The organism is Corynebacterium sp. LaCa78, assembly GCF_046717505.1.
GTDB lineage: Bacteria > Actinomycetota > Actinomycetes > Mycobacteriales > Mycobacteriaceae > Corynebacterium.
In genome coordinates this window covers 1,744,878-1,766,583 of sequence record NZ_CP177112.1, presented here as the reverse complement: position 1 = coordinate 1,766,583, position 21,706 = coordinate 1,744,878, and the positions used below count along the sequence as shown (strand labels likewise).

Genomic DNA, 21,706 nt, shown 5'->3' with positions numbered 1-21,706 from the left:
CTAGTGCAAACCGCCGTATACCTCGAGGCGGTCGGGCCAACGGCGATCGTTCTTCTCGTCTTGGTAGGTGACTCTTAAGCTATTGTCTCCGTCTTTTCCGCATATGAGTGCGCGACCATCTGATCCAATAAAACAGTGAAGATCATAGGTCTTACCGGTGGTGGGGCTGGCGACGGAAATCTCGGAGCTATACGCGCCGTTGGCCTTCGGATCGGACTGCCGGAATGGATAGGAGTGCTTGATCGCTTCATCGAAAATAGCACCGGTAAATTCGCAGGATGTATGCTCGCCGGCTTCGATGGTGTCTCCCTGGTTGGTATATCCGCAGTCGCCGCCAATTTTCCCAGCGTAAAGCGTGTGATTTCCAGCTGGGGGAGCGTCATCATTCGAGCCGGCATCGCCATGTTCGGCGCCTTCTTTATCGCCTTTTTCCGCGGTGGAGTCTGGAGAATTCTCCATGGTTTCCGTCACGGTCGTAGGGGCCGTGGAAGCCTCGCTGGGCACAAAAGCAGGTTCGGGTTCGGCAGAATCGGAATCATCGGAGGTACCGCAGGCGCTCAGCATGGTAAGGGACAAGGCGGCAAGCATTAAGGAAGTGTGGCGTTTCAACATCATAAGAACGGGTAAAAATCGGCGGTGTGAACGGTGAAAACTTTAGCACTTAAACCAGCATCTAGCTGTGGATTTATAGAAAGCAGGCCACAGGGTGGAACAAATTTGATACCCGGGCTGTTTCAGTAGACATGACATCATTATTTACACCTTTGGAACTTGGCCGTTATACGTTGAATAACCGCGTGACCATGGCACCGCTGACTCGTCAGCGTGCAGGTCACAGCGGTGTGCCCGGCGAGTTGCACAAAAAGTATTATTCCCAGCGCGCTAGCGCTGGTCTCGTGGTGACGGAGGGAACCTTCCCCGCATGGACCAACCGCGCGTTCCCGGGTCAGGCGGGAATCGTCGATGATGAGCAGGCGGCCGGTTGGCGCGAGGTAGCCAACGAAGTGCACGACAAGGGCGGCGTCTTGTTCATGCAGATCATGCACGGCGGCCGCACCAGCCACCCGGATCTTATTGATGGCGCCCAAGCAGAAGCCCCCAGCGCGCTGGATTGGGACGGCCAGGTTCGCGGCTTTGCCGGCAAGATGGATGCACCGGTACCGCGCGCACTAGAAGCCGATGAGCTCCCGCGCATCGTTGAGGAATTCCGGGCCGCCGCACGCCGGGCCGTCGACGCGGGCGTTGATGGTGTAGAGATTCACAACGCGAATGGCTACCTGCTGCACGAATTCATGGCACCGTCTGCCAACCAGCGCGACGATGAATTTGGTGGCAGCCCAGAAAACCGGTGGCGCCTGCCAGAGATGGTCATTCGTGCTGTCGTAGATGAAATTGGTGCTGACCGCGTGGGCGTGCGTTTCTCCCCGGCCCACGTTGTACAAGGCATTGTTGAAGATGACGAGGCGGATATGTTGGCCACCTACGGCGGACTTTTGGACGCCATTGCCCCGCTGAACCTGGCTTATGTCTCCTTCCTGCACGCCGAGCCGGAAGGCGAGCTCATCTCGGCCTTGGCAAAGAAGGCTCGTGCCAATGGCGAAACCAAGGTCCTGATGAATGATGGTTTCGGCACTGTCACCACCAAGGAAGATGCCGAGCGCGAGCTGAAGTTGGACCACGTGGATGCCGTTGTCGTGGGCCGTCAGCTCATTGCTAACCCGGACTTGGTACGCCGGTGGGAAGAAGGCCTGGCCCTTAATGAGCCAGATCAGGCCACGTTCTACGTCGGCGGCGAGCGCGGCTACATTGATTATGAAACTGCCGCGGACTAACGCGTAGTCCGCGGCAGGTAGGGGGGAGAGAGCGCGAGTGATAGAGAGTGAAATATCCCAGAGAGGATCTTTCACTCTCTATATCGAACGTGAACCTAGCGAGCGTTAACAACTGCCCGCTTAATATTAAGAACTAAATCCCTCATCCGGGCGCCATGTCAGCGTGACGGCTTCGTTTACTGCTGCGGTGGGGTTGAGTAGATCCTCAACGCGCAGCCAGTGCATTTCCGCAGAATCCGGGCGGATGGTGACATAGCTATATCCGTGGTGATCGAGGTTTACGTGGCGTGTATGGGGGTTTGCCTCCAAAAGGTAGCGCTCTGCCAACTTGGAAAGCTCGTTGTCCTCGGGAAGATGGAGCTGTTCGTTGACATTGGGGGCGGAGACAGAGGAGCACACCATTTCGGCTCCGAAGATGCGCCCATCCTTGCTGATATTGTGTGCCCATTCGGAGTGAATATCCCCGGTAACAAAGAGGGCGTGGGAGTCGTGCTTGGCAAGGGCATCGATAAGCATCCGGCGTTCTGCCGAATAGCCATCCCATTGGTCGCCGTTGACGGGAATGCCGGTGATATTGGATGACAGTGAGGACGATACGGGTGCCAGTTTGTCGTCGCGCTGCAGGGTAGCCAGGTTCATGGGGGAGAACATGACGGAGTTGCCCAGCATATTCCACGCGGCGGCGGAGGTGTCGATCTTGTTGACCAGCCAGTCGTACTGCTCCGAACCGAGCATGCTTCGCCCCTCGGCGGCCATCCTGGCAGGGCCAAAGAGAATTTGCTTATCGCGGTATGTGCGCAGATCCATCATGGTCAGTTCCACGAGATCGCCAAAGGTCAAACACCGGTAGAGATGGCCATTATCGGATGGATTGCTTGCCCGTACCGGCATCCATTCAAAGTAGGCCTGCATCGCGGCATTGCGGCGATCGATCCAAGCGCCTTCCTTTCCCTCCGTGTGGTTATGGGCGCCGTCCCTCCAAGAATTGTCTGCGGTTTCGTGGTCGTCCCAGACCGCGATCCACGGCAGGGCAGCATGTGCTGCTTGGAGATTTTCATCGGTGCGGTAGCGGCCGAGGCGCGTGCGATAATCTTCCAGTGTCGTAATCTCGTGCGCGGGGTGGTGCAGGCGTACTGGACCGAAACCGGCGTACTCGCGCTGTGGGTATTCGTAAATATAGTCTCCCAGAAAGACCATATAATCTAGTTGCCCGGCTCGTCCGCGCTGTGCGATATCGCCATAGGCTTGAAAGAAGCCGGACTCCCAGTTGGCACAGCTGGCTACACCGAAGGTTAGTTCTTCTGGGGATGCCGTAACCGCCGGTGCGGTTTTGGTACGACCCACGGGGGAGATTCTATCTTGGGCACGAAAGCGGAAGTAATACACGGTTTCTGGTTCGAGGCCGTGAGGATCCACGTGGACCGTGTGGTCTTGTGCGGGATTGGTGGTGACTTCGCCGCGCTTGACGATGTCCCTAAACTCCTCATCCCGCGCAATCTCCCATTCCACGGTGGTAGGCGCGCCTGCACCGGAGCCAGGCATCGCATCTGCATCTGGGGTCACGCGCGTCCACAAGACAACAGAATCTTGAATGGGATCTCCCGAGGCTACCCCGTGCAGGAAGAGGCGTTCACCGAGTGTGGGCTCTACCATGTGCGGTTCTGGGCGCGAGGAGAGGCTGCTTTGTGCATGAGCAGTGCTGGCGTTGGCCGTGCTGGCAGTGGTGGTCAGCGCCAAGGCTGCGCCGACTGTGCCGCTGGTTTGGAGGAATTTGCGGCGGTTGACATGAGACATCTCTGATTGCGTGCTGTGGTTTCTGCTTGTCATATTCATAAGTTTTCTAAGATTGAAAGGGCCTGCAACCGCTCAGACCGCATTACACCAAAAATTCCTTTATCAGTAACCACGGGTTTACCTCCGTACCGATCGGCACGCCTTATTCAGAGGTCGAGAGCACAGTAGGCTGGAAGATATGAGCGAGTTGCAGCAGATAAGTCAATGGCCCGTAGATACCGTGGCCGGAGCATTGATCCACAGCGGTGAGGTGATAGACACGGTAGGCGATACATCGCGCCAATTTCCGGTTGCCTCCGTTACCAAGCTGGTGTCGGCATACGCGGTGATGATGGCCGTGGAGGAAGGCGCGGTGGATTTGAAGCAGCCCGCCGGTCCGGAGGGTTCGACCCTCGAGCATCTGCTCGCGCACGCCTCGGGCGTGAAGTTCGATTCGCGTGAACAACAAAAACCAGTGGGCGAGCGGCGCATCTATTCCTCTGCCGGTTATGAGTGGGCTGCAGAGATCGTTGAAGATGCCACTGGCATCGAATTTGCAGAGTACCTGCGTGAAGGTGCGTGTGAGCCGCTGGGCATGTCCTACACCCACTTAGAGGGTTCGGCTGGGCACGGCTTGGTTTCTACCGCGCAGGATCTCGCGGCATTTGCAGCCGAGATCCAAAACCCGCAGATCTTGCATGTCAGCACTGTGGCCGATATGCGCCGCGTTCACTTTCCTGGTTTGCGCGGCATTGTGCCCGGGTATGGGAGCTTTAAGGATTGCACCTGGGGACTTGGATTTGAGATCCGCGGTGAGAAAGACCACTGGATGGGAGCCCTGCCTGCCGATGCCACCGGGCACTTCGGCATGTCCGGAACCTACCTCTGGCTGGCCGGCGACTACGCCATGGTGGCATTGACAGACCGAGATTTTGGTGATTGGGCAAAGCCACTGTGGAATGAAACCAATACAAAGATCTGGAAGGCGCTGTAAGGGGCTCCGTCGCAGATTTTCCTTAATAGGAAAAACGAGAAAAGCTCCCCATTCCAGTGGAGTGGGGAGCTTAAAGCTGCTCTTTTTAGAACACCTGCAGACCGAGGCCTTCGAGGAACATGGCGAACTGGGTGAAGATGCCGTCAACGAGGGAGAGAATCTGGAATCCGAGAGCAGAAGAAAGATCAAACATAGGGGGTTCCTTTCAATAGGGAGAATTCAAACGGGATTGTTTGAATTTATCTCAGCATAAGCAGAGTGCGTGGATCGTGTCAAACTGTTTTTTAACACAAAATAAATGAATATCGACCGCTCTACTGATGGGGGCGTGCGTCTCTTTTTCAAATCAGGGGATGAGAGTGGGGTTGGCGCCTGGCTACCCCCGCCGTGGGTTTACCACTTGGGACTTTTTGGAGAGCTTAGCCCCTAGGGGGACTGGGGTAGTTTTCGGCCGGGGCCCTAGGGGTGAGCGCTATTGGGCAAGTGTTTCCGCAGCTAACTGCCTTGTGAGCGACTCGTACCGGGACGTTGTTTTAGGGAAAGCGGTTCAAGGGGCAAATTTCACTGTTGTAACTTCAATTTCTTTAGTCACTTTAATCACAGTCTGGACTTTGTGTTGAGGTTTAGATCTTGGGGGTTGAAGTGAAAGTTGAGGGTTGTAGAGGGTGGTGTGGCGCAGGAAAATTGGGTGCAGACGCAAAAGACAGTTCGTTGGGGAAGACGAAGCTCGTCTTGCACTGCGCCGCACGCCACGCGTGTGGATAGCAGTGGTGATTTGTCGAGGGAGATATCGGCTATGAATACTTGCGTCAATCCAGTGCCGGTTGATCAACCGGCCTCCAACTACACGTGGCCCAGCCGCAATGGTGCGGCCGTCGTGGTCACTGGTGTGCTGAAAATTTCTGGGATGCCGCGTGCGTTGCGCCCAGAGGTAGAACGCGCCATGGATCGGTGCATTCGCACCGAATCGGAGTTCATCGTCCCAGGCGATGACCCGCTGACCGCCCAGTGGTGTACTCGGTGGTACCGCGACGAGATCTCTATGGAGGCGCTCGTATATGGTGAAGCCGCGGGCGTGGGTGCGGAAAGCGTTGGCATCGGCTGCCGTCAGGTCCTTACTGGAACTGAGGTGGAGCTTGCGGCGTTGGACAGCGCGGTAGGCTACCTTGCCCGGCGCTATGGGTTTAGTGCCACCGTGTGTTCTAGCTAAAACGTACGAGTTAGTTGGCTCGAATGGAATCGGCTCGAGCGAATCCGCACGTGCTCCGGCCGCACGACTTACCCGACTTGGGCCTTTTTGCTGTGAGGTATTGCATATTGACACGTAGACCAGCAGATTCATGGCTACTACGGGTGGAAAGTGTGCGCTAAGGGGGTGGGTTTCGGGGTGGGCGGTTAGATTGATTTTCATGAGCCCGTATATCCGCACCGTGCGCACCGCCTTCGGGTCGACTGCCGTGCAGGTCGTGTACTCGCAGAAACGCGGCGCCAAGACCATGAAACATCTCGGTTCGGCGCACACTGACGAAGATCTTGCACTGCTTTAGGCCTAGGACCAGTGTCTTCTTGACGGCGACCAGGTGAGCCTGGATCTTGGTGTGGACACCACACCCGCCGGCAGCGGATCCGCCGATGCGCCGGTGCCGATTACCTCCGAGCGCGCCGGCCGCCTCCTCGAGGTCATCCGTGCCGCGTACAGCGAGCTGGGTTTCGATGAGGCCACCAGGGATGATCAGGTGTTTTTGACCTCGTCACCGCCCGGATCGTGCAGGCAGGATCGAAGGTCGACAGCATTGAGACACTGGCGGAACTCGGTGTGGCCTTCGCCAGCTACCGCACCATCCAACGACACCTGCCGGCCTACGCCACCGACGACTTCCGCGACCGGCTTACCCAGGCTTGCGCGAACCATGCCGGGATCGGACCCGGTGTCCTGGTTCTTTACGACGTGACTACCGTGTACTTTGAAACCGATGAGGGCGATAAGTTCCGCAAGCCGGGCTTTTCCAAAAACGCAGGCTCGAGCCGCAGATCACCGTCGGCCTGCTGGCGGATGCCCGGGGCTTCCCGCTGGCCGTGGGTGCGTTTGAGGGGAACATGGCTCAAACACGCACCATGTTTCCTATGATCAGAAACGTCCAGGACGCCTACGGCGTGGAAGAGGTCACCGTTGTCGTCGACGCCGGGATGTTCTCTGCCGGCAACAAGGCCTCGATCATCGAGGCCGGCCTGCACTGCATCCTCGGAGTGAAATTCAACGACATCCCCTATCCGGTGGCGCAGTGGCGCAAGAACAACCCCGGCCAGGACTATGAGGACCAGCAGATCTGGACGTGAGCCGACCGGACGGGCCGTGGCCCAGGCGGTGTGCCGCATTCGGTCACCTACTACCGGTACTCCTGGGACAGAGCACGCCGCACGTTGAAGGGTATTGATGAGCAGGTCGCCAAAGCGGAGAAGGCCGTGGCCGGGAAGTTGCCGGTCAAGCGCAACCGGTTCGTGGATCTCAAGGCGCCGAATAAGCAGGTCAACTGGGCGTTGGTGACCAAGAACAAGGCCCTGGCCGAGCTCAAGGGGTACCAGACGTCCCGGGTGGATCTGCCTGCCGAACAGGTGATCCACGCCTACCGGCAGTTGTTGAAGATTTAAGAAGGCGTTTCGGATGTCGAAGTCCGATCTCGAGGCCTGGCCGATCTACCACCACAAGCGGGAATCCATCGAGGCGCACCTAAGTGTGGTGATGGCGGCGATGGCTGTGGGGCATCTGCTGGAGGAGCGCTCGGGGTTGTCGTTGAAGCGGCTGGTGCGGACGTTGCGGAGGTACCGGACCTTCCAGGGCAGGTGGCGGGGCAGACGATCCATGCTGCTTCACCGGTACCTGATGACGTCACGGAACTGCTGGGACGGCTGAGTTCAGGGAACCAAGGTGTGCACTAATATGGCCTAAGTCGGGGTTGAGCAAGCTCCGTGTCTTTTTATTGCTGGGATTTCGCCATTGCTTGTGCAGTGGTGGCCTTAGTTTTGCGGATCCACTTGTGCAGTGTGGCTGGATTGATATCGAATATCCCGCCGATCTTTTGGCGTGCACCGGACTTCGTGGCACCATCTTCGGCCACAGCCTCGCAGTACAAGCCTAACGCGCGCTCACAGGTATCCTGATCGTACTTCGCAACAGTTATGGGCCAAGTATCTCCTATGTAAGTCCATGCCCGTCACAAACCCAGTACCCCTCAGAAAGTGCTTCACACCCATGAAATGGCCGGTTGTACAGCCGACCGCCGTAGAAATCAACCGAATCTCCCCTAAGTGATACCTTCGTATCCTTCACAGAACTAAACATTCTTAAATGACCGCTTCTGTAATAACTTTCCTCAGGGGGCCTTATGGCGAAAGCCCTGATTTCATTGCAAACCGAATCCCAGAAAGTTATCTATGTCACTTCAGAAGTTTTACCGCAAGTCAATCGCAGGTGCCCTAACTGCTTCACTCATCTTCGCTGTTCCGGTGGTTGCTTCAGCCCAGGAGTCCATCTCCACGGCCTCCGTGTCCAACGCGACGGAAACGCGGGAGCGCCCATCACGCACTAATTCCATCGAACGAGTTCCGGTTGAGCAAGTTCAGATCAAGCAGAATTCGGGCACTCCCGAAGCCGAGGAACAGGGAAAGATATCAGCAATAATCAAGGCTGCTCTTGCGGCCCTCAAGAAGATCAATAAAGGGTGGTACAACAAAGTCGTATCTAAAGCCAAAGAAGGAAAGGACGCATTCGTTAATTGGTGGGATGCATCAGTTCCAGCATGGATTAAGAACTTGTTCAGTGGCATAGCTGCGTCTGCTATTTGGGAGTTTATTTCCACCTATATTCTGTAACGGAAACCTTTATGGCCGGGCGCCATGGAAGGCTACCCGGTCATGCTCTTAATTATCGAGTAAAATCAACCAGCATCCCGAGCGGGATGGCAAGCAGAGGAGTGAATTTCCATAGGGCTTCCATTGTCTCTTGCATACCCTGATTGTGGAAATATACATGTAACATAGCGAATCCTGCGGCTCCCAAAATAAGTCCCACCAATGTGAATAGGTAGTACTTCTGCTGCTCTCGGTCCGGGTAGAGGGCTCGAACGTATGTCTCGGGAGTTCCAAATTCTTCAACCGGTGTTGAGCCTGAATGTTCTAAAGTTTCTTGAACTCTTGCTAGTGTATGCTGCATCTCCGAGGTTGAAACGCTATGCCTTTTCAACTCTTTTGACAATTTCGCCAGATATACGTCGTTTTCGTTCATGCTCTCATCCTTTTCTAAAGTACTTTCATCAGAATCAGTAAGCGTTCTAGTTTTTCTAGCTCTGTTTGGAGAGTTTTTTCTCCTGACATCGTTAAGGAATACACCTTTCTCGCAGCGCCTCTATCGGGAATATCCTACTTGAAAGAGATTAGATTAGCTTCTTCCATGCGTTTCAGCAGTGGATAAATGGTTCCACCCTTGAAGTCACCAAACCCACTTTCACTGAGACGCCTCCGTATTTCATACCCATGCGCAGGCGATGTGCCGACACACGCTAAGACAAATACCGGAAGAAAGGCGCTTACGGTATTGAGGTTACCCTCGTTTAGTGGACACCCGATTAGTGCGGATTTTGTGTCCGTAAGAGAGGATGTTCATTGTGAGTCAACAACGTCAGAAATACACGCCGGAGTACCGGCGTGAAGCCGCGAACCTGGTAATCGAGTCAGAACGCCCGATTGCTCATGTGGCTAAGGAGATTGGTGTCGCACCTGGCCTTTTAGGTCGGTGGGTGAAAAATGAGCGTCAACGCCGAGGATCCTCCGATGGGCTAAGTGAGGCGGATCTTCGTGCTGAGAACGCTCGTCTGCGTCGTGAGCTGGCAGAAGCCAAGATGGATAACGAGTTTTTGTCAAAAGCGACAGCCTTCTTCGCCGCACAGCAACGCGATCAGAAAAGTTCGAATTGATGCAGCAGGAGAAGGCGAATTTCAGTATCAAGCGCATGGCGCGCTTGTTGAAGGTGTCTCGGTCTGGATATTACAAATGGGCCCATATACAGCAGAAACGCTTATCCGGTAATGATGATCGGACATCTTTTTACGATGATGTTGATCGCAAGATTCATCAGATCTGGAAAGACTCCGACGAGGTCTATGGTGCCCCGCGGATTACCGCAGAACTCGCCGAGCGCTACCAGATCAGTGTAAATCGTAAGACTGTGGCCAAGCGGATGCGTCTGATGGGAATTGAAGGGATTTCACCGCGTGCTTTTGTGCCCGTGACAACGATTCAATCTAAACGTAAGTCAAGTCTTCCTGACCTGGTCAAGCGCATGTTTGATGCTGGTGAGCTTAACCGGGTGTGGATGTCAGATATTACTTACCTGCGCACCGGCGAGGGCTGGTTGTACTTATGTGCGGTCCGCGATGGTCATTCCCGCAGGGTACTGGGCTGGGCTATGGATAGCGTGCAAGATACTTCCCTGGTCGAAAGGGCCCTACGGATGGCGCATACACTTCCGCGGTGACGTTCCTGACGGGCTGGTGTTTCACGCCGACCGTGGGACGCAATTTACCAGCGAGAAGCTCTGGGAGGTGTGCCGCAACCTGGGCATTGCTCAATCTGTAGGGCGTACCGGGGTGTGCTTCGATAACGCGATGGCCGAGTCGTTCTGGTCGACGCTGAAAACCGAGTTCTACGACCGGAAGCGCTGGCCAACCCGCGATGCTGCCCGCAAGGCCGTTGCCTACTGGATTGAAGTCGTCTACAACCGTCGACGCCGGCATTCCGCTCTCGGGATGGTCAGCCCCGTCGACTTCGAAAACCACACCAGCCTAACCACCAGCAGAAAAGAAATCGCTGCCTAACCACTAGGTAGCTCCACTACGTGTCCACGATTTGCGGGCAACCCCAGACTTACGCGGTCGTTTACGTGCATTGATGTCAGCGACGCCAGCCTCGTGCAACCATTGTGCGATTAAAGCTCGTGACGGTGGTTGGTCGTAGCCGAGTTCGTCGATGAAGAAGTAGAAGATTGACCATGGGCCGCAGTCTTGGCCGCGGGCTTGTAACGTACCGCGAGCTTGCAGGACCTGTTGTCGAATCTTGTCATCGTAGACCCGTCGCGGGTTCAGCGGTGCCGTGCTGTCCGGCACGATGCCAGCCCGCCCGCGTTCGGCGATACGTGCTTTGATGTTGTAGTACGTCTGCTTCGATACGCCGATGTTCTTGCAGAACTGCTGGACCGTGATGCCCTCACGGATGGGGTCGAAATCCGCTATCTTCTTGCGGAGAGTAATGGGAATTGCCATCCCCACATTGTCAAGAAGCCAGAGTCCAAAAAGTCGTTAGACATCCTGTCCATAAACTTCCTGGACGCCGCGTCAAAAACTAACTGGACTCCGAGTCCAAAAAGTCAATGGACTCCGAGTCCAAAAAGTCACTAGACATCACAGTTCTAGCTAAAACGTACGAGTTAGTTGGCTCGAATGGAATCGGCTCGAGCGAATCCACATGTGCCCCGCCGCACGACTTAGGTAGCGCGGCGGGGCATCGCTTAAGATTCCTCGTCGGCGAAGGGATCCATGATCTTATCGGGAATATCTGCAACCGACTTAAACACGGCGGTTGGGCGGTAAGGATAGCGGGAGATTTCGCGGTCATCGGAAATGCCGGAGCGCACCAAAATGGAGCGCATACCTGCTTCTAAGCCCGCCTTCACATCGGTATCCATGCGGTCACCAATCATGATGGTGTTCTCAGAGTGCGCGCCTATGTGGTTGAGCGCTGAGCGCATCATGACAGGATTAGGCTTTCCCACGTAGTAGGGCTCGCGGTGGGTAGCGGCGGTGATCAATGCGGCCACCGCGCCGGTTGCTGGGAGCACGCCCTCGGGAGCAGGACCCGTAACGTCTGGGTTCGTGGCGATGAAGCGGGCGCCATTACGGATGAGGTTGATAGCGGTGGTAATCGCCTCAAAGGAGTAGGTGCGGGTTTCACCAAGGACCACAAAATCGGCGTCATCGTTGGTGAGGATCCAACCGGCCTCGTGCAGCGCAGTAGTCAGACCGGACTCTCCCACGACGTAGGCCTTGCTGGAGCTGGCCTGGGTGGCCAAGAAGTTTGCCGTCGCAGTGGCGGAGGTCCAGATACGCTCGGCCGGAATATCAAGTCCGGTATTGCGTAGCCGTGCCGCCAAGTCGCGCGGGGTGGACATGGAATTATTGGTGAGCACCATGTACTCAATGTCGTTATCTTTCAGCGTTTGAATGAATTTATCAGCGCCGGGGATCATTTCCCCTTCCTTGATGAGTACGCCGTCCATATCGGATAGGTAAGAAATCATTGGTGGTCCTCCAAATAGTCAGCGATATCGCCGATGGTCTCGCAGTTAAGCATTGTTTCCTCAGTAAGCCGTACCTTAAAGAGCTCTTCGGCACGCACGGTGAGCTCTATAAGCTCGAGGGATTCCACGCCGACATCGGAAAGCGCGGTGTCCCTGCCAAGTTCGGCCTCGGTTCCGGTGACTTTGACGATGAGGGCGATGAGCTCGCTCAACGTATCACGAGCCTGGTTTTGGTTCTTATCCGGAGCAGAACCCTGAAACTTTGCCTGCAATTGGGCACTGAGGTCATTTGCCATAGTGACCAGTGTAGTAGCGATTGGTGCGTGACATAGGAGAAATAGGCTCACGCGGTACTGGTTAGGGGGATTGGGTGAAAAATAATTCAGGCGCTTCCAGCATTAAGCCGGAAGCGCCTGAGCTACATCTCCATGGCGGAGGTGCGGGCGATATTACTCGCCGCTATTAGGTGCAGTTGGATCATCCAACTGCAGCTCGGAGGCCGCCTTTTCTACGACGGAGCGCTCAATCTTGCCGTCGCGGGCAAGGCCATCGAGCACGGCGACGACGATGGATTCCGCGTCGTTGTTGAAGAAGCGGCGGGCACCCTCGCGCGTATCGGAGAAGCCGAAGCCGTCTGTGCCCAAGGTGATGTAGGTACCTGGGACGTAGGGGCGAATTTGTTCCTGCAGCTCGGTGGTGAAGTCCGAGACACCAACGAATGGGCCCTCGAAGTCCTTGAGCTGGGAGGTAGCGAATGCCTCGGAAGGCTCCTCGCCCTTGCGCAGCGCTTCCTTATTGCGGCGAGCACCGTCGCGGGCCAGCTCGTTCCAGGAGGTCACGGAGAACAGCGATGCCTTGACATCGTAGTCCTCAGCCAGCATCTTCTGTGCGCGAAGAGCTTCGTGCACGCCAACGCCCGAGGCCAGGATATTGGCCGGGGTGGAACCCTTTTCGGCGGTATTGAAGTGGTAGATGCCCTTGTGCAGACCCTCCACGTCCAAGTTCTCCGGCTCGGCCGGCTGGTGTACCGGCTCGTTGTACACGGTGAGGTAGTACATGACCGGCTCGTTGTCCTCGCCGTACATGCGCTCGATACCGCGGGCTACCAGGTGGGCAACCTCGAAGCCGAAGGCTGGGTCATAAGAAATGACCGCCGGGTTGGTGGCTGCTAAGACAGGGGAGTGGCCATCCATGTGCTGCAGGCCCTCACCGGTCAGGGTGGTGCGGCCGGCGGTAGCACCGATGATAAAGCCGCGGCCCATTTGGTCGCCGGCGGCCCAGAAGGCATCGCCAGTGCGCTGGAAGCCGAACATCGAGTAGAAGATGTACAGCGGGATCATGGCCTCGCCCTGGGTGGCATACGAGGTAGCGGCGGCGGTAAAGGATGCTGCCGCACCGGCCTCAGAAATGCCCTCGTGCATAATTTGGCCATCGGTGGCCTCGCGGTAGGACAACATTAGGTCGTGGTCCACCGGCACGTAGTTCTGGCCGCGCGGGTTCCAGATCTTCATGGTGGGGAACCAAGAGTCCATGCCGAAGGTACGGGCCTCATCCGGGATGATGGGCACGATGCGCTTGCCCAGTTCCTTATTGCGCATGACCTCCTTGAAGGTGCGCACCAAGGCCATGGTGGTAGCGACTTCTTGCTTGCCAGAGCCCTTGCGCACGGAGCGCAGCTTGTCCAAGGAAGGTGCTTCCAATGGGGTGAAGTCCGTGCGACGCTCAGGCAGGAAGCCGCCGAGTTCTTTACGGCGCTCCAACATGTACTTGATCTCCGGGGAGTCCTTGCCCGGGTGGTAGTACGGCGGCAGGTAAGGATCCTTTTCCAGCTCTTCATCGGAGAAGGGAATCTCCTGCTTATCGCGGAAGTTCTTGAGATCCTCCAGCGTCAGCTTCTTCATCTGGTGGGTAGCGTTGCGGCCCTCGAAGTTGTGGCCCAAGCCGTAGCCCTTAATGGTGTGGGCCAAGATGACGGTCGGCTTGCCGGAGCCCTTGTTCTCCAGGGCGCGGGCATACGCTGCGTAGACCTTGCGGTAGTCGTGGCCGCCGCGGCGCAGCGCCCAGATTTCCTCATCGGAGACGTCCTCTACCAGCTTTGCGGTGCGCTCATCGCGGCCGAAGAAGTGCTCGCGCACATAAGCGCCGTCGTTAGCCTTGAAGGTCTGGTAGTCACCGTCAGAGGTGGTGTTCATGACGTTGACGAGGGCACCTTCGGTGTCCTTGTCCAGCAGCTTGTCCCAGCCGCGGCCCCAGATGACCTTGATGACGTCCCAGCCGGCGCCGCGGAAGAAGGACTCCAGCTCTTGGATGATCTGGGTATTACCGCGCACTGGGCCGTCGAGGCGCTGCAGGTTGCAGTTAATCACGAAGGTGAGGTTATCCAGCTCGTACAGCGCAGCGGTTTGCAGCAGGCCGCGGGATTCTGGCTCGTCCATCTCGCCATCGCCCAAGAAGGCCCAGACGTGCTGCTTGGAGGTGTCCTTGATGCCGCGGGTTTCCAGGTACTTATTAAAGCGTGCCTGGTAAATGGCGTTCATCGGGCCAATGCCCATGGACACGGTGGGGAACTCCCAGAACCATGGCATCAGGCGCGGGTGCGGGTAGGAGGGCAGACCCTTGCCTTCACCGAGGGAGACTTCCTGGCGGAAGCCGTCGAGGTCTTCCTCAGAGAGGCGACCTTCCATGTAGGCGCGGGCGTACATGCCCGGGGAGGCGTGACCTTGGAAGAAGACCTGGTCGCCGCCTGAAGGATCGTCCTTGCCCTTGAAGAAGTGGTTGAGGCCAACCTCGTACAGCGGGGCGGCACCCGCGTAGGTGGAGATGTGGCCGCCGACGCCGATGCCGGGGCGCTGTGCGCGGTGCACCATGATGGCAGCGTTCCAGCGGATCCAGCGGCGGTAGCGCTTTTCTAGTTCTTCATCGCCAGGAAATTCCGGCTCCATGTTGGTGGGGATGGTGTTGACGAAGTCCGTCGACGTCAACGAGGGAAGCTCCACGCGCTTGGCGGTGGCGCGCTCCAGAAGGCGCAGCATCAGGTAACGCGCGCGCTCTTGGTCAGAATGGTCCAGCAGACCATCGAGGGAATCCATCCACTCGCGAGTTTCTTCTGGGTCGCTGTCGTGAAGGTACGATGCAACACCATCGCGGATAAGCGGGAAGTTGGAATCGCCCTTGGCGGGGTCCTTCTCGGCCATGTAAACCTCCTAATAAAGGGTCTGCAGAGTTTATCTCCTACGATACGCGTTCCCAGATCACGAGTGGGAGTCTATCCCGGATAAAACGCCGTGCTTGCCGATGCACCCCCTACCACCTGCGGTTTGCTTCCCTCACCCGGTGTGCAAACGTGGGTAGTAGGCCCCTAAACGGCGCTAGTTCTCCCACAAAACAGACGTCGGTGTGAGCAGAAAAGGGCCTGCAAATTGGGGGAAAGGGGTGCTATAGCAAGTAAAAGACGCCCTGGGACGTTAAACTACATGTAATAACACACGCCCTCCGCGTTAAGCGCGGGCCGGGCGTGAGTAAGAATTCACCGGATAAGGAAGGAAATGCATAGTGGCTGACGCTGCAGTCAAGCTCGGAATCAAGGAAGGGCAAATCGCTCTAGAGCTTGGTTGGGACGAGGATTGTGACAACACAATCTCTGAATCGATCGAAGCCGTACTCGGTGAGGATTTCCTCGAAGAGGAAAATGATGAGCTGTGCGATGTAGTCCTTCTCTGGTGGCGCGAGGAAGACGGTGACCTCGTGGACGGCTTGGTGGATGCCAGTCGGCCGCTTGCAGACAATGGCTCCGTCTGGTTGCTGACTCCGGGTGCCGGCAAGCCGGGCACCGTCGAGCCTGGTCTCATCTCCGAATCGGCGCAGCTAGCCGGTTTGGTGCAGACCAAAGCTGAGCGCTTTGGCGAGTGGCAGGGTTCCTGCCTGGTACAGCGCGGCTACACCAAAAAATAGCCTTCACCAGCTGATTTGTGTAGCTTCACAATCCTGCGCTACTGTACATAACAGCGCAAGGGCGCATGCGGCTTTAGCTCAGCTGGAAGAGCAATTGGTTTACACCCAATAGGTCGGGGGTTCGATCCCCTCAGGCCGCACCAAATTAGACCCCGCTTTTCGAGAAATCGAAGAGGGGGTCTTTAACATTTTTACTACAACCATGCGGCATCCGGCCTAAATGACATTTTGTGTTGGTGGGGTGTGTGGTTTAGAGCATGTGACCTTTGTATATTCCCATAGAGTGGTTGTAGCTAGAGTCGATGCCGCTGTTGAAACATGCTGGTCGGTCGTCTCCACGGCCGTTGGTGGCTTGTGCTGCTTGGTGTGTCCACTTTCCGGGGTCAGGACCGTATGATCGCGTTTAGGAAATAATTACTGTTTCACAGGATAATAAGGCGGTGAAACGGAAACGTGGCGGAAAGTATAGCTTTTGTTACTGATGCTCGGCTGGCTAGAGTAATTAAGATTCTCGATACAGCTGGAGAGTGCCTTAACCTAAAATCTGATGATGATTCCCAGGAAACTTACAGATTTAACACTCCTAGTGGTGCTTATGTAACTGCTTTTTGGGATTTGAAACCAGATATCGACGAATATGAAACGGTTGTCGATGTTTATGAACAAACTGATACTGGAGCGGCTGCGCGACTTTTTGAAGTAGTTGCTAGCTCCATAGAACAAAGAATTGTTTTGTTTGGTCCCGATTCTGATGAAGTAGTTGCCGAGTCAAATGTTTACTAACGGAAGGTCCCTGTTCGGCTTATCTCCTTATGCAGGTTGGGAACCTACACACAAACCATTAGACACTCTCAAACTCGGGGCACTTCAATTTTGGTATGGAATGGTTGGCCATCGCACTGGGTATTCTTTCCACCTCATTGCTCACGGCAGGCCTAGCTGCGGTGATCGGTACCGCAGGTGTGGGAATTGGCGAGGTGCTGACTATCTTCCTTGACAACCCACTCTCAGGCCTAGCCACCGGACCATGGTTGCTCTCTGCTGGCTGGGTTACCTTGGGGCAGTGGATGCCCATTGGCGCTACGGGGTACCTCGTTCGTTCCTTGTCCTATTTTGATGGCCAAGGCGCAGGACACGCGTGGTGGGTATTCGCGGCCTGGATAGCAGTAGGCTTCGCATTACTCATGTGGGACCGGTCTGCCAGCGATACAGAATCGAGTGCGGGCCAGGTGAGCTCGGAAAGTTAGTAGCGCTCGCGGCGGCGCTTTTTCAGCTTGGCGTAGTGGTCCGGCTTGGAATCGCCGTAGCGGGAGCGGTTGCGCAGCTCGGTGGCGAGAGGTGCCGGATCGGTGTTGGTATCGGCAGCGGCAGTGGCAGCGGTGCCAGGTTCGCCGTTGGAGGTTGGGGCATCGGCAAGCGATTCTGCATCCGCGTCGAGGGCCTGCATGGCGGCTTCTTCTTCGCGCAGGCGGCGGCGCTCGCGAATCTCGGACCAAATAAAGTAGCCCAAACCCAGCGGGGCCATGATGCCAAAGGCAATCCACTGGTAGCCGTAGGAGAGGTGGTTGCCGCGGTCGAGCTGCGGGATGGGCATGGCGTTGAGGACTCCCGGCTGGTCCTCGGAGAGCTGGATATAGTCTTGGCCTAAGTCAGCACCGATAAGCGAGCCCACCTGCTCGGTGCGGATGGAATAGACCTGCTGGTAGCCCTCCTGCGTGATGGGCGCGGTTTTGTGCTCGGCCTCATTCGAGCGCACCATGCCGGTAATCGTTACCTCCTCGGAGGGGGCGGGCGGAATATCCGGCACCGCATTGCCCTCCTCAGCGCTGACCCAACCGCGGTTAACCAGCATGGTCAGGCCCGCATCGGTGCGGAAAGGAACCAAGGACTGATAGGACGGGCCGGAACCGGCGGGGCGCAGGCGAAGCAGCACCTCATCCTCGGGCAGGTAGTGGCCCTTCAGAGTGGCGCGGGACCATTCATCGCCGGAGATGGCCCCGTCAGCGTCCACGACCTGGTCAATCGGCTGCGGATCGGCCTCGTAGGCGTGGGTGATGTTTTCATTGCGCTCCACAATGTCATCGTCCTTTCCCAGTTGCCACGGGGCAAGGACACTAAAGGCCAGGTAGGAAAATGCCACCACGAAAAGCAGCATGAGCACCCAGCCAGGCTTGAGGAACGTCTTTAGCATGCCCCCAAGTCTAGTCGTGGTTCTCGCGAATCCAATCCAGCAGGCCGGGGACGGCGGCTTCGATATTCTTGCGCGCGGTTTCGAAGTCTTCTTCGGTACCGTAGTAGGGGTCTGCGACCTCGGCGCCTTCCGGGGAATTGGGATCGAAGCTGCGCATCAGGCGGACCTTGGCGGGCTCGATACCTAAATCGATGAGCGAATCATAGTGCCCGGAATCCATCGCGATGAAGAGATCGGCGTCCATGTGCTCTTCGCCCAATTTGGATGCGCGGTGGGAGGCGCCATCGTGTCCGGCGCGGCGTAGCTCCGCCACGGCCCGCTCATCCGCGCCTTGCCCCACGTGCCAGCCGCCGAGCCCGCAGGAATCCACCGTGGCGAGGAGATCCAGCATGTCATCTTCCATTTCATCGCGCACGATGATTTCGGCCATGGGCGAGCGGCAAATATTGCCGGTGCACACAAAGACGAGGTAGAGACCCGAGTGAGAAGAAGATTCAGTCATGCGAAAACCCTTTGCGCAGATAGTACTGTAGTGCGGGAGACAGGATATAGCACTAGCGTAATTTACAAGAATCGAGCATAAAGGAGTATCCCCATGTCTGCTGTGCGAGTGGGCGATGTGCGCCGCGTTTTGGACCAGGCCTATCCGCCCCATTTGGCCGAAAAGTGGGATGCCGTAGGCCTTATTTGCGGCGATCCCGCAGACGAGGTGCGCACCGTCGCCTTTGCTTTGGACTGCACCCAAGAGGTTGCGGACCGCGCGGTTGAGCTCGGCGCGGATATGTTGGTAGTCCACCACCCACTGCTACTGCGCGGCGTGGAATCCGTGGCGGCCGACACGCCCAAGGGCAAGGCCGTACACACCCTGATTAAAAATGGCGTGGCGCTTTTTGCCGCCCACACCAACGCCGATAAGGCCCGTCCAGGGGTTAACGATAAGCTCGCGGAACTCGTGGGCATTACTCCGGGGCGGCCCATCGTGCCGGAGGCCCCAGAGACCATCGATAAGTGGGGAGTGCATATTCCTACCGGCAGTGCGGAGCAGGTAAAGCAGGCGCTTTTCGATGCCGGCGCAGGTCACATCGGCGCCTATTCTCACTGCTCCTTCGATATCGCAGGCAAAGGCCAATTCCAGCCGGAGGAGGGCGCGGACCCGGTAGAAGGGGACATCGGCAAGCTGCACCGCGGCGAAGAGATACGGGTGGAGTTTGTGGCTCCCGCCTCGTTGCGGGCCACGCTGATTGCGGCGCTGCACGAGGCGCACCCGTATGAGGTGCCCGCCTATGACATCGTGGAAACGGCCGGAAACGGCGACCTTGATACCGCGCTGGGCCTGGGGCGCGTGGGCGAACTGCCCCGCGAGATGACGCTGCGGGAGTTTACGCAGCAGGTGGCCAACGCCCTGCCAGAGACCGCGTGGGGCATCCGGGCTGCCGGCGACCCGGAGCAGACCGTGCGCACCGTGGCGGTTTCGTCTGGCGCCGGGGATTCCTTCCTGGCAGCTGCGTCAAAGCTGGGCGTCGATGTCTATGTCACCTCCGATCTGCGCCACCACCCGGTGGACGAGCATCTGCGCGCCGGGGGACCAGCCGTCATCGATACGGCCCACTGGGCCAGCGAATTTCCCTGGACGGCCCAAGCAAGCGATATCGTAGAAGCAGCATTAGAACTAGATACGGAAATTATTAGCCTGCGCACTGATCCGTGGACTATCTCCGCGCACCCAAAGGAGTCATAAGTGAAACTATCGCAAGAACTACAGCCGGTACTGCTGGAATTGGCCAACCTGGAACGCTCGCAAGGCATTGGCGGGGAAAAAGAGCTGCCAGAAAAGGTTGAGTACGACAAGGCGCAGCAGGAACACAAGCGCCTGCTCGATGCTTCCGGCTCCGCGCAGATGGCAGTCGATGACATGGAAAATGAAATCCTGCGCATCCAGGCCGATGAGCGCAAGCTGCGCCGGCGCGAACGCGATGACAAGGGCCAGCTCGGTGCCGAATTGGATACCGAAAAGCGCAAGGACATCGAGCACGATCTCTACGCCACCAAGTCCCGCATCGCAGATCTAATGAGTGAGCTGCAAGAAGCCCACAACGAGATCCACGCGCTGCGCTCCAACTTGGACGTCCACGGCGCGCGTGTCTCGGATTCCGAGCGCAAGCTAGAAATGCTGCGCCGCGCCGCCGACGCCGCCCAAGAGGCCGCGGATAACCAGCCCGATCCCGCCGTGCGCATCGCGGATTTGCGCGAACAGCTGCCCTCCGATGTCCTGGAGGAATACGACGCGCAGCGGCAAGAAAACGGCGTTGGCGCCGCGCAGTTTAAGGCCAACCGGGCCTGCGGCGGCTGCTTCATCGTCTTGCCACCCGCCGATAAAAACGCCGTGCGCAATGCGCCTGCCGATGAGCTGCCGCAATGCAGCGACTGCGGCTCCTACCTGGTGCGCCTGGCATCATGAAGGTCATCATCTACGCAGATGGCGGCTCGCGCGGCAATCCCGGAGTAGCCGGTTCAGGCACCGTCGTTTATGCCGCGGATGGCACAACCACCCTGCGCGAAATCGTCTATGTGGTAGGTACTAAGGCCACCAATAATGTGGCGGAGTACCACGGCTTATTGCGCGGACTCGAGGCCGCCTCTGAGCTCGGTACCAGCGAGGTGGAGTTCTATATGGATTCCAAGCTCGTCGTGGAACAGATCAACGGGCGCTGGAAAATCAAGCACCCCGATATGCAAAAACTGGCCCTTAAGGCTCGCACGCTTATCGGCGGCTTTTCTTCCTTCAGTCTCGAGTGGGTCCCGCGCGCGAAAAACAAGGTGGCGGATGCGCTATCCAATGACGCGATGGATGCGGCCGCGGCGGGGCACAAGGTGGGCATCGTCAAGAGCGAGACCGACGAGCCTGCCGCCGAATCCTCGTCCGATGCCGAGCCAGCTAAGGGCGAGCAGGAGTGGGATACCTCCGCGCCGCATCCCTCCGACTGGTTGGGCGAGCGCGGCGATACAACCCGGTTTATTTTGCTGCGCCATGGCCAAACCGAAATGTCTGCCGCCAAGCAATACTCTGGCCGCGCCAATCCGGAGCTTACGGAATTGGGCAAAAAGCAGGCGCTCGCCGCCGCGCAGGCCCTTGCCGGTACCACCATCGACGCTATCGTGTGCTCGCCGCTGAAGCGCTGCCAAGAAACGGCTGCCGCCGTCGCGCATGGCCGCGATATCGAGGTAGTGACCGAAGAGGGCCTGAGCGAGGTGGACTTTGGCGAGTGGGAAGGAAAGACCGCGGCCGAAGCGCACCAGCGCGATCCTGAGATCCACGAGCAATGGCTCCACGATGCCGCCACACCGTGCCCCGGCGGGGAGTCGCTGCAGGCCGTCAACCGCCGCGTGCGGGCTGTCCGCAAGGAATTGCAGCGGCGCTATAGCGGCAAGACGGTGCTGATTGTCAGCCACGTCAACCCCATCAAATCCTTCCTCTGCCAGGCCCTGAACGCAGGTCCTGCCACCTTCCAACACCTGTTTTTGGATCTGGCGGCGCTATCGGACGTTGAGTTCTGGGACGGCGGCTCTATGGTGCATGGATTCAACGATGTGGGACACCTGGAGGGGCTGCGCTAGAC

The 21,706-nt window shown here is 57.5% G+C and carries 21 protein-coding genes, 1 tRNA gene and 2 pseudogenes; 13 read left to right on the top strand and 11 right to left on the bottom strand.

Annotated elements, in window-relative coordinates; all coding sequences use genetic code 11:
• The gene (locus ACLI1O_RS08475; RefSeq protein WP_239269755.1) at window positions 1–588 is read right to left on the bottom strand and encodes a hypothetical protein; all 588 of its coding nucleotides are present in this window, start codon (window positions 586–588) and stop codon (window positions 1–3) included.
• Between the two features lie 155 nt (window positions 589–743).
• On the opposite strand from ACLI1O_RS08475, the gene ACLI1O_RS08470 reads away from it, so the two are divergent.
• A complete protein-coding gene (locus tag ACLI1O_RS08470) occupies window positions 744–1,832 on the top strand; it encodes an alkene reductase (protein ID WP_239269754.1) in 1,089 nt (362 codons plus the stop codon).
• A gap of 126 nt (window positions 1,833–1,958) precedes the next feature.
• On the opposite strand, the gene ACLI1O_RS08465 is transcribed toward ACLI1O_RS08470, so the two are convergent.
• Window positions 1,959–3,659: an alkaline phosphatase D family protein gene (locus ACLI1O_RS08465; protein ID WP_411706808.1), complete on the bottom strand. Its 1,701-nt coding sequence runs from the start codon at window positions 3,657–3,659 to the stop codon at window positions 1,959–1,961.
• Between the two features lie 145 nt (window positions 3,660–3,804).
• On the opposite strand from ACLI1O_RS08465, the gene ACLI1O_RS08460 reads away from it, so the two are divergent.
• The 3 genes and pseudogenes from ACLI1O_RS08460 to ACLI1O_RS08450 all read left to right on the top strand — a co-directional run bounded on the left by ACLI1O_RS08460 (window position 3,805) and on the right by ACLI1O_RS08450 (window position 7,536).
• Complete coding sequence (locus tag ACLI1O_RS08460; protein WP_239269752.1) at window positions 3,805–4,599, top strand: serine hydrolase domain-containing protein; 795 nt, start codon at window positions 3,805–3,807, stop codon at window positions 4,597–4,599.
• A 796-nt stretch (window positions 4,600–5,395) separates the two neighbouring features.
• A complete protein-coding gene (locus ACLI1O_RS08455) occupies window positions 5,396–5,809 on the top strand; it encodes a hypothetical protein (protein WP_239269751.1) in 414 nt (137 codons plus the stop codon).
• A gap of 247 nt (window positions 5,810–6,056) precedes the next feature.
• Window positions 6,057–7,536 (top strand): annotated as a pseudogene (locus ACLI1O_RS08450) (IS1634 family transposase).
• 38 nt (window positions 7,537–7,574) lie between these two features.
• On the opposite strand, the gene ACLI1O_RS08445 reads toward ACLI1O_RS08450, so the two are convergent.
• Window positions 7,575–7,715 carry a hypothetical protein gene (locus ACLI1O_RS08445; protein ID WP_239269708.1) on the bottom strand — a complete coding sequence of 47 codons (141 nt, stop codon included), beginning with the start codon at window positions 7,713–7,715 and terminating at the stop codon, window positions 7,575–7,577.
• A gap of 316 nt (window positions 7,716–8,031) precedes the next feature.
• On the opposite strand from ACLI1O_RS08445, the gene ACLI1O_RS08440 reads away from it, so the two are divergent.
• A complete protein-coding gene (locus ACLI1O_RS08440; RefSeq protein ID WP_239269709.1) occupies window positions 8,032–8,469 on the top strand; it encodes a hypothetical protein in 438 nt (145 codons plus the stop codon).
• A gap of 52 nt (window positions 8,470–8,521) precedes the next feature.
• Here ACLI1O_RS08440 and ACLI1O_RS08435 read toward each other — a convergent pair whose 3' ends face one another.
• Both ACLI1O_RS08435 and ACLI1O_RS08430 read right to left on the bottom strand, forming a co-directional pair.
• The gene (locus ACLI1O_RS08435; RefSeq protein WP_411706807.1) at window positions 8,522–8,881 is read right to left on the bottom strand and encodes a hypothetical protein; all 360 of its coding nucleotides are present in this window, start codon (window positions 8,879–8,881) and stop codon (window positions 8,522–8,524) included.
• 134 nt (window positions 8,882–9,015) lie between these two features.
• Window positions 9,016–9,222 carry a PadR family transcriptional regulator gene (locus tag ACLI1O_RS08430; RefSeq protein ID WP_349819893.1) on the bottom strand — a complete coding sequence of 69 codons (207 nt, stop codon included), beginning with the start codon at window positions 9,220–9,222 and terminating at the stop codon, window positions 9,016–9,018.
• A gap of 29 nt (window positions 9,223–9,251) precedes the next feature.
• Between ACLI1O_RS08430 and ACLI1O_RS08425 the strand changes: the two are divergent.
• Window positions 9,252–10,469, top strand: a pseudogene (locus ACLI1O_RS08425) (IS3 family transposase).
• Between the two features lie 3 nt (window positions 10,470–10,472).
• On the opposite strand, the gene ACLI1O_RS08420 reads toward ACLI1O_RS08425, so the two are convergent.
• From ACLI1O_RS08420 to aceE, 4 genes are all read right to left on the bottom strand, one after another.
• The gene (locus tag ACLI1O_RS08420; protein ID WP_284772322.1) at window positions 10,473–10,913 is read right to left on the bottom strand and encodes a hypothetical protein; all 441 of its coding nucleotides are present in this window, start codon (window positions 10,911–10,913) and stop codon (window positions 10,473–10,475) included.
• Between the two features lie 245 nt (window positions 10,914–11,158).
• Entirely contained in the window at window positions 11,159–11,947 is a 789-nt protein-coding gene (locus ACLI1O_RS08415) for an HAD-IIA family hydrolase (protein ID WP_239269712.1), read from the bottom strand.
• Window positions 11,944–12,243 carry an acyl carrier protein gene (locus ACLI1O_RS08410; RefSeq protein ID WP_239269713.1) on the bottom strand — a complete coding sequence of 100 codons (300 nt, stop codon included), beginning with the start codon at window positions 12,241–12,243 and terminating at the stop codon, window positions 11,944–11,946. Before ACLI1O_RS08410 ends, ACLI1O_RS08415 begins: the two co-directional genes overlap by 4 nt.
• Before the next feature lie 153 nt (window positions 12,244–12,396).
• Window positions 12,397–15,141, bottom strand: coding sequence for a pyruvate dehydrogenase (acetyl-transferring), homodimeric type (gene aceE / locus ACLI1O_RS08405; RefSeq protein ID WP_239269714.1), 2,745 nt, complete (start codon window positions 15,139–15,141; stop codon window positions 12,397–12,399).
• Window positions 15,142–15,499: 358 nt separating this feature from the next.
• Between aceE and ACLI1O_RS08400 the strand changes: the two genes are divergently transcribed.
• The 4 genes from ACLI1O_RS08400 (at window position 15,500) to ACLI1O_RS08385 (ending at window position 17,145) form a co-directional block, all read left to right on the top strand.
• Window positions 15,500–15,898 carry a DUF3052 domain-containing protein gene (locus ACLI1O_RS08400; RefSeq protein WP_005278208.1) on the top strand — a complete coding sequence of 133 codons (399 nt, stop codon included), beginning with the start codon at window positions 15,500–15,502 and terminating at the stop codon, window positions 15,896–15,898.
• A gap of 67 nt (window positions 15,899–15,965) precedes the next feature.
• Window positions 15,966–16,041, top strand: a tRNA-Val gene (locus ACLI1O_RS08395).
• Window positions 16,042–16,351: 310 nt separating this feature from the next.
• On the top strand, window positions 16,352–16,681 hold the full coding sequence (locus tag ACLI1O_RS08390) for a hypothetical protein (RefSeq protein WP_237791676.1): 330 nt from the start codon (window positions 16,352–16,354) through the stop codon (window positions 16,679–16,681).
• A gap of 104 nt (window positions 16,682–16,785) precedes the next feature.
• Window positions 16,786–17,145 carry a hypothetical protein gene (locus ACLI1O_RS08385; protein WP_411706806.1) on the top strand — a complete coding sequence of 120 codons (360 nt, stop codon included), beginning with the start codon at window positions 16,786–16,788 and terminating at the stop codon, window positions 17,143–17,145.
• Here the strand turns inward: ACLI1O_RS08385 and ACLI1O_RS08380 are convergent.
• Both ACLI1O_RS08380 and ACLI1O_RS08375 read right to left on the bottom strand, forming a co-directional pair.
• Window positions 17,142–18,089, bottom strand: coding sequence for an SURF1 family protein (locus ACLI1O_RS08380; protein WP_411706805.1), 948 nt, complete (start codon window positions 18,087–18,089; stop codon window positions 17,142–17,144). The two genes, ACLI1O_RS08385 and ACLI1O_RS08380, sit on opposite strands and share 4 nt — an antisense overlap.
• Window positions 18,090–18,099: 10 nt before the next feature.
• Window positions 18,100–18,591: a low molecular weight protein-tyrosine-phosphatase gene (locus tag ACLI1O_RS08375; protein ID WP_005285561.1), complete on the bottom strand. Its 492-nt coding sequence runs from the start codon at window positions 18,589–18,591 to the stop codon at window positions 18,100–18,102.
• A 93-nt stretch (window positions 18,592–18,684) separates the two neighbouring features.
• On the opposite strand from ACLI1O_RS08375, the gene ACLI1O_RS08370 reads away from it, so the two are divergent.
• Genes ACLI1O_RS08370 through ACLI1O_RS08360 form a run of 3 tightly spaced genes read left to right on the top strand, consistent with a single transcriptional unit; the run spans window position 18,685 to window position 21,704 of the window.
• On the top strand, window positions 18,685–19,827 hold the full coding sequence (locus tag ACLI1O_RS08370) for a Nif3-like dinuclear metal center hexameric protein (RefSeq protein WP_239269717.1): 1,143 nt from the start codon (window positions 18,685–18,687) through the stop codon (window positions 19,825–19,827).
• The gene (locus ACLI1O_RS08365) at window positions 19,828–20,547 is read left to right on the top strand and encodes a zinc ribbon domain-containing protein (RefSeq protein WP_239269718.1); all 720 of its coding nucleotides are present in this window, start codon (window positions 19,828–19,830) and stop codon (window positions 20,545–20,547) included.
• Window positions 20,544–21,704, top strand: a complete 1,161-nt coding sequence (locus ACLI1O_RS08360) for a bifunctional RNase H/acid phosphatase (protein ID WP_239269750.1) — start codon at window positions 20,544–20,546, stop codon at window positions 21,702–21,704. The genes ACLI1O_RS08365 and ACLI1O_RS08360 overlap by 4 nt, the downstream gene beginning before the upstream one ends.
• Window positions 21,705–21,706: the final 2 nt, after the last annotated feature.

What these genes read in the sequence shown, in the direction of transcription:
- ACLI1O_RS08380 (WP_411706805.1), bottom strand. Translation starts at nt 18,089, where the DNA reads ATGCTAAAGACGTTCCTCAAGCCTGGCTGGGTGCTCATGCTGCTTTTC.
- ACLI1O_RS08410 (WP_239269713.1), bottom strand. Translation starts at nt 12,243, where the DNA reads ATGGCAAATGACCTCAGTGCCCAATTGCAGGCAAAGTTTCAGGGTTCT.
- ACLI1O_RS08375 (WP_005285561.1), bottom strand. Translation starts at nt 18,591, where the DNA reads ATGACTGAATCTTCTTCTCACTCGGGTCTCTACCTCGTCTTTGTGTGC.
- ACLI1O_RS08435 (WP_411706807.1), bottom strand. Translation starts at nt 8,881, where the DNA reads ATGAACGAAAACGACGTATATCTGGCGAAATTGTCAAAAGAGTTGAAA.
- ACLI1O_RS08465 (WP_411706808.1), bottom strand. Translation starts at nt 3,659, where the DNA reads ATGACAAGCAGAAACCACAGCACGCAATCAGAGATGTCTCATGTCAAC.
- ACLI1O_RS08460 (WP_239269752.1), top strand. Translation starts at nt 3,805, where the DNA reads ATGAGCGAGTTGCAGCAGATAAGTCAATGGCCCGTAGATACCGTGGCC.
- ACLI1O_RS08420 (WP_284772322.1), bottom strand. Translation starts at nt 10,913, where the DNA reads ATGGCAATTCCCATTACTCTCCGCAAGAAGATAGCGGATTTCGACCCC.
- ACLI1O_RS08415 (WP_239269712.1), bottom strand. Translation starts at nt 11,947, where the DNA reads ATGATTTCTTACCTATCCGATATGGACGGCGTACTCATCAAGGAAGGG.
- ACLI1O_RS08440 (WP_239269709.1), top strand. Translation starts at nt 8,032, where the DNA reads ATGTCACTTCAGAAGTTTTACCGCAAGTCAATCGCAGGTGCCCTAACT.
- aceE (WP_239269714.1), bottom strand. Translation starts at nt 15,141, where the DNA reads ATGGCCGAGAAGGACCCCGCCAAGGGCGATTCCAACTTCCCGCTTATC.
- ACLI1O_RS08370 (WP_239269717.1), top strand. Translation starts at nt 18,685, where the DNA reads ATGTCTGCTGTGCGAGTGGGCGATGTGCGCCGCGTTTTGGACCAGGCC.
- ACLI1O_RS08475 (WP_239269755.1), bottom strand. Translation starts at nt 588, where the DNA reads ATGCTTGCCGCCTTGTCCCTTACCATGCTGAGCGCCTGCGGTACCTCC.
- ACLI1O_RS08470 (WP_239269754.1), top strand. Translation starts at nt 744, where the DNA reads ATGACATCATTATTTACACCTTTGGAACTTGGCCGTTATACGTTGAAT.
- ACLI1O_RS08360 (WP_239269750.1), top strand. Translation starts at nt 20,544, where the DNA reads ATGAAGGTCATCATCTACGCAGATGGCGGCTCGCGCGGCAATCCCGGA.
- ACLI1O_RS08455 (WP_239269751.1), top strand. Translation starts at nt 5,396, where the DNA reads ATGAATACTTGCGTCAATCCAGTGCCGGTTGATCAACCGGCCTCCAAC.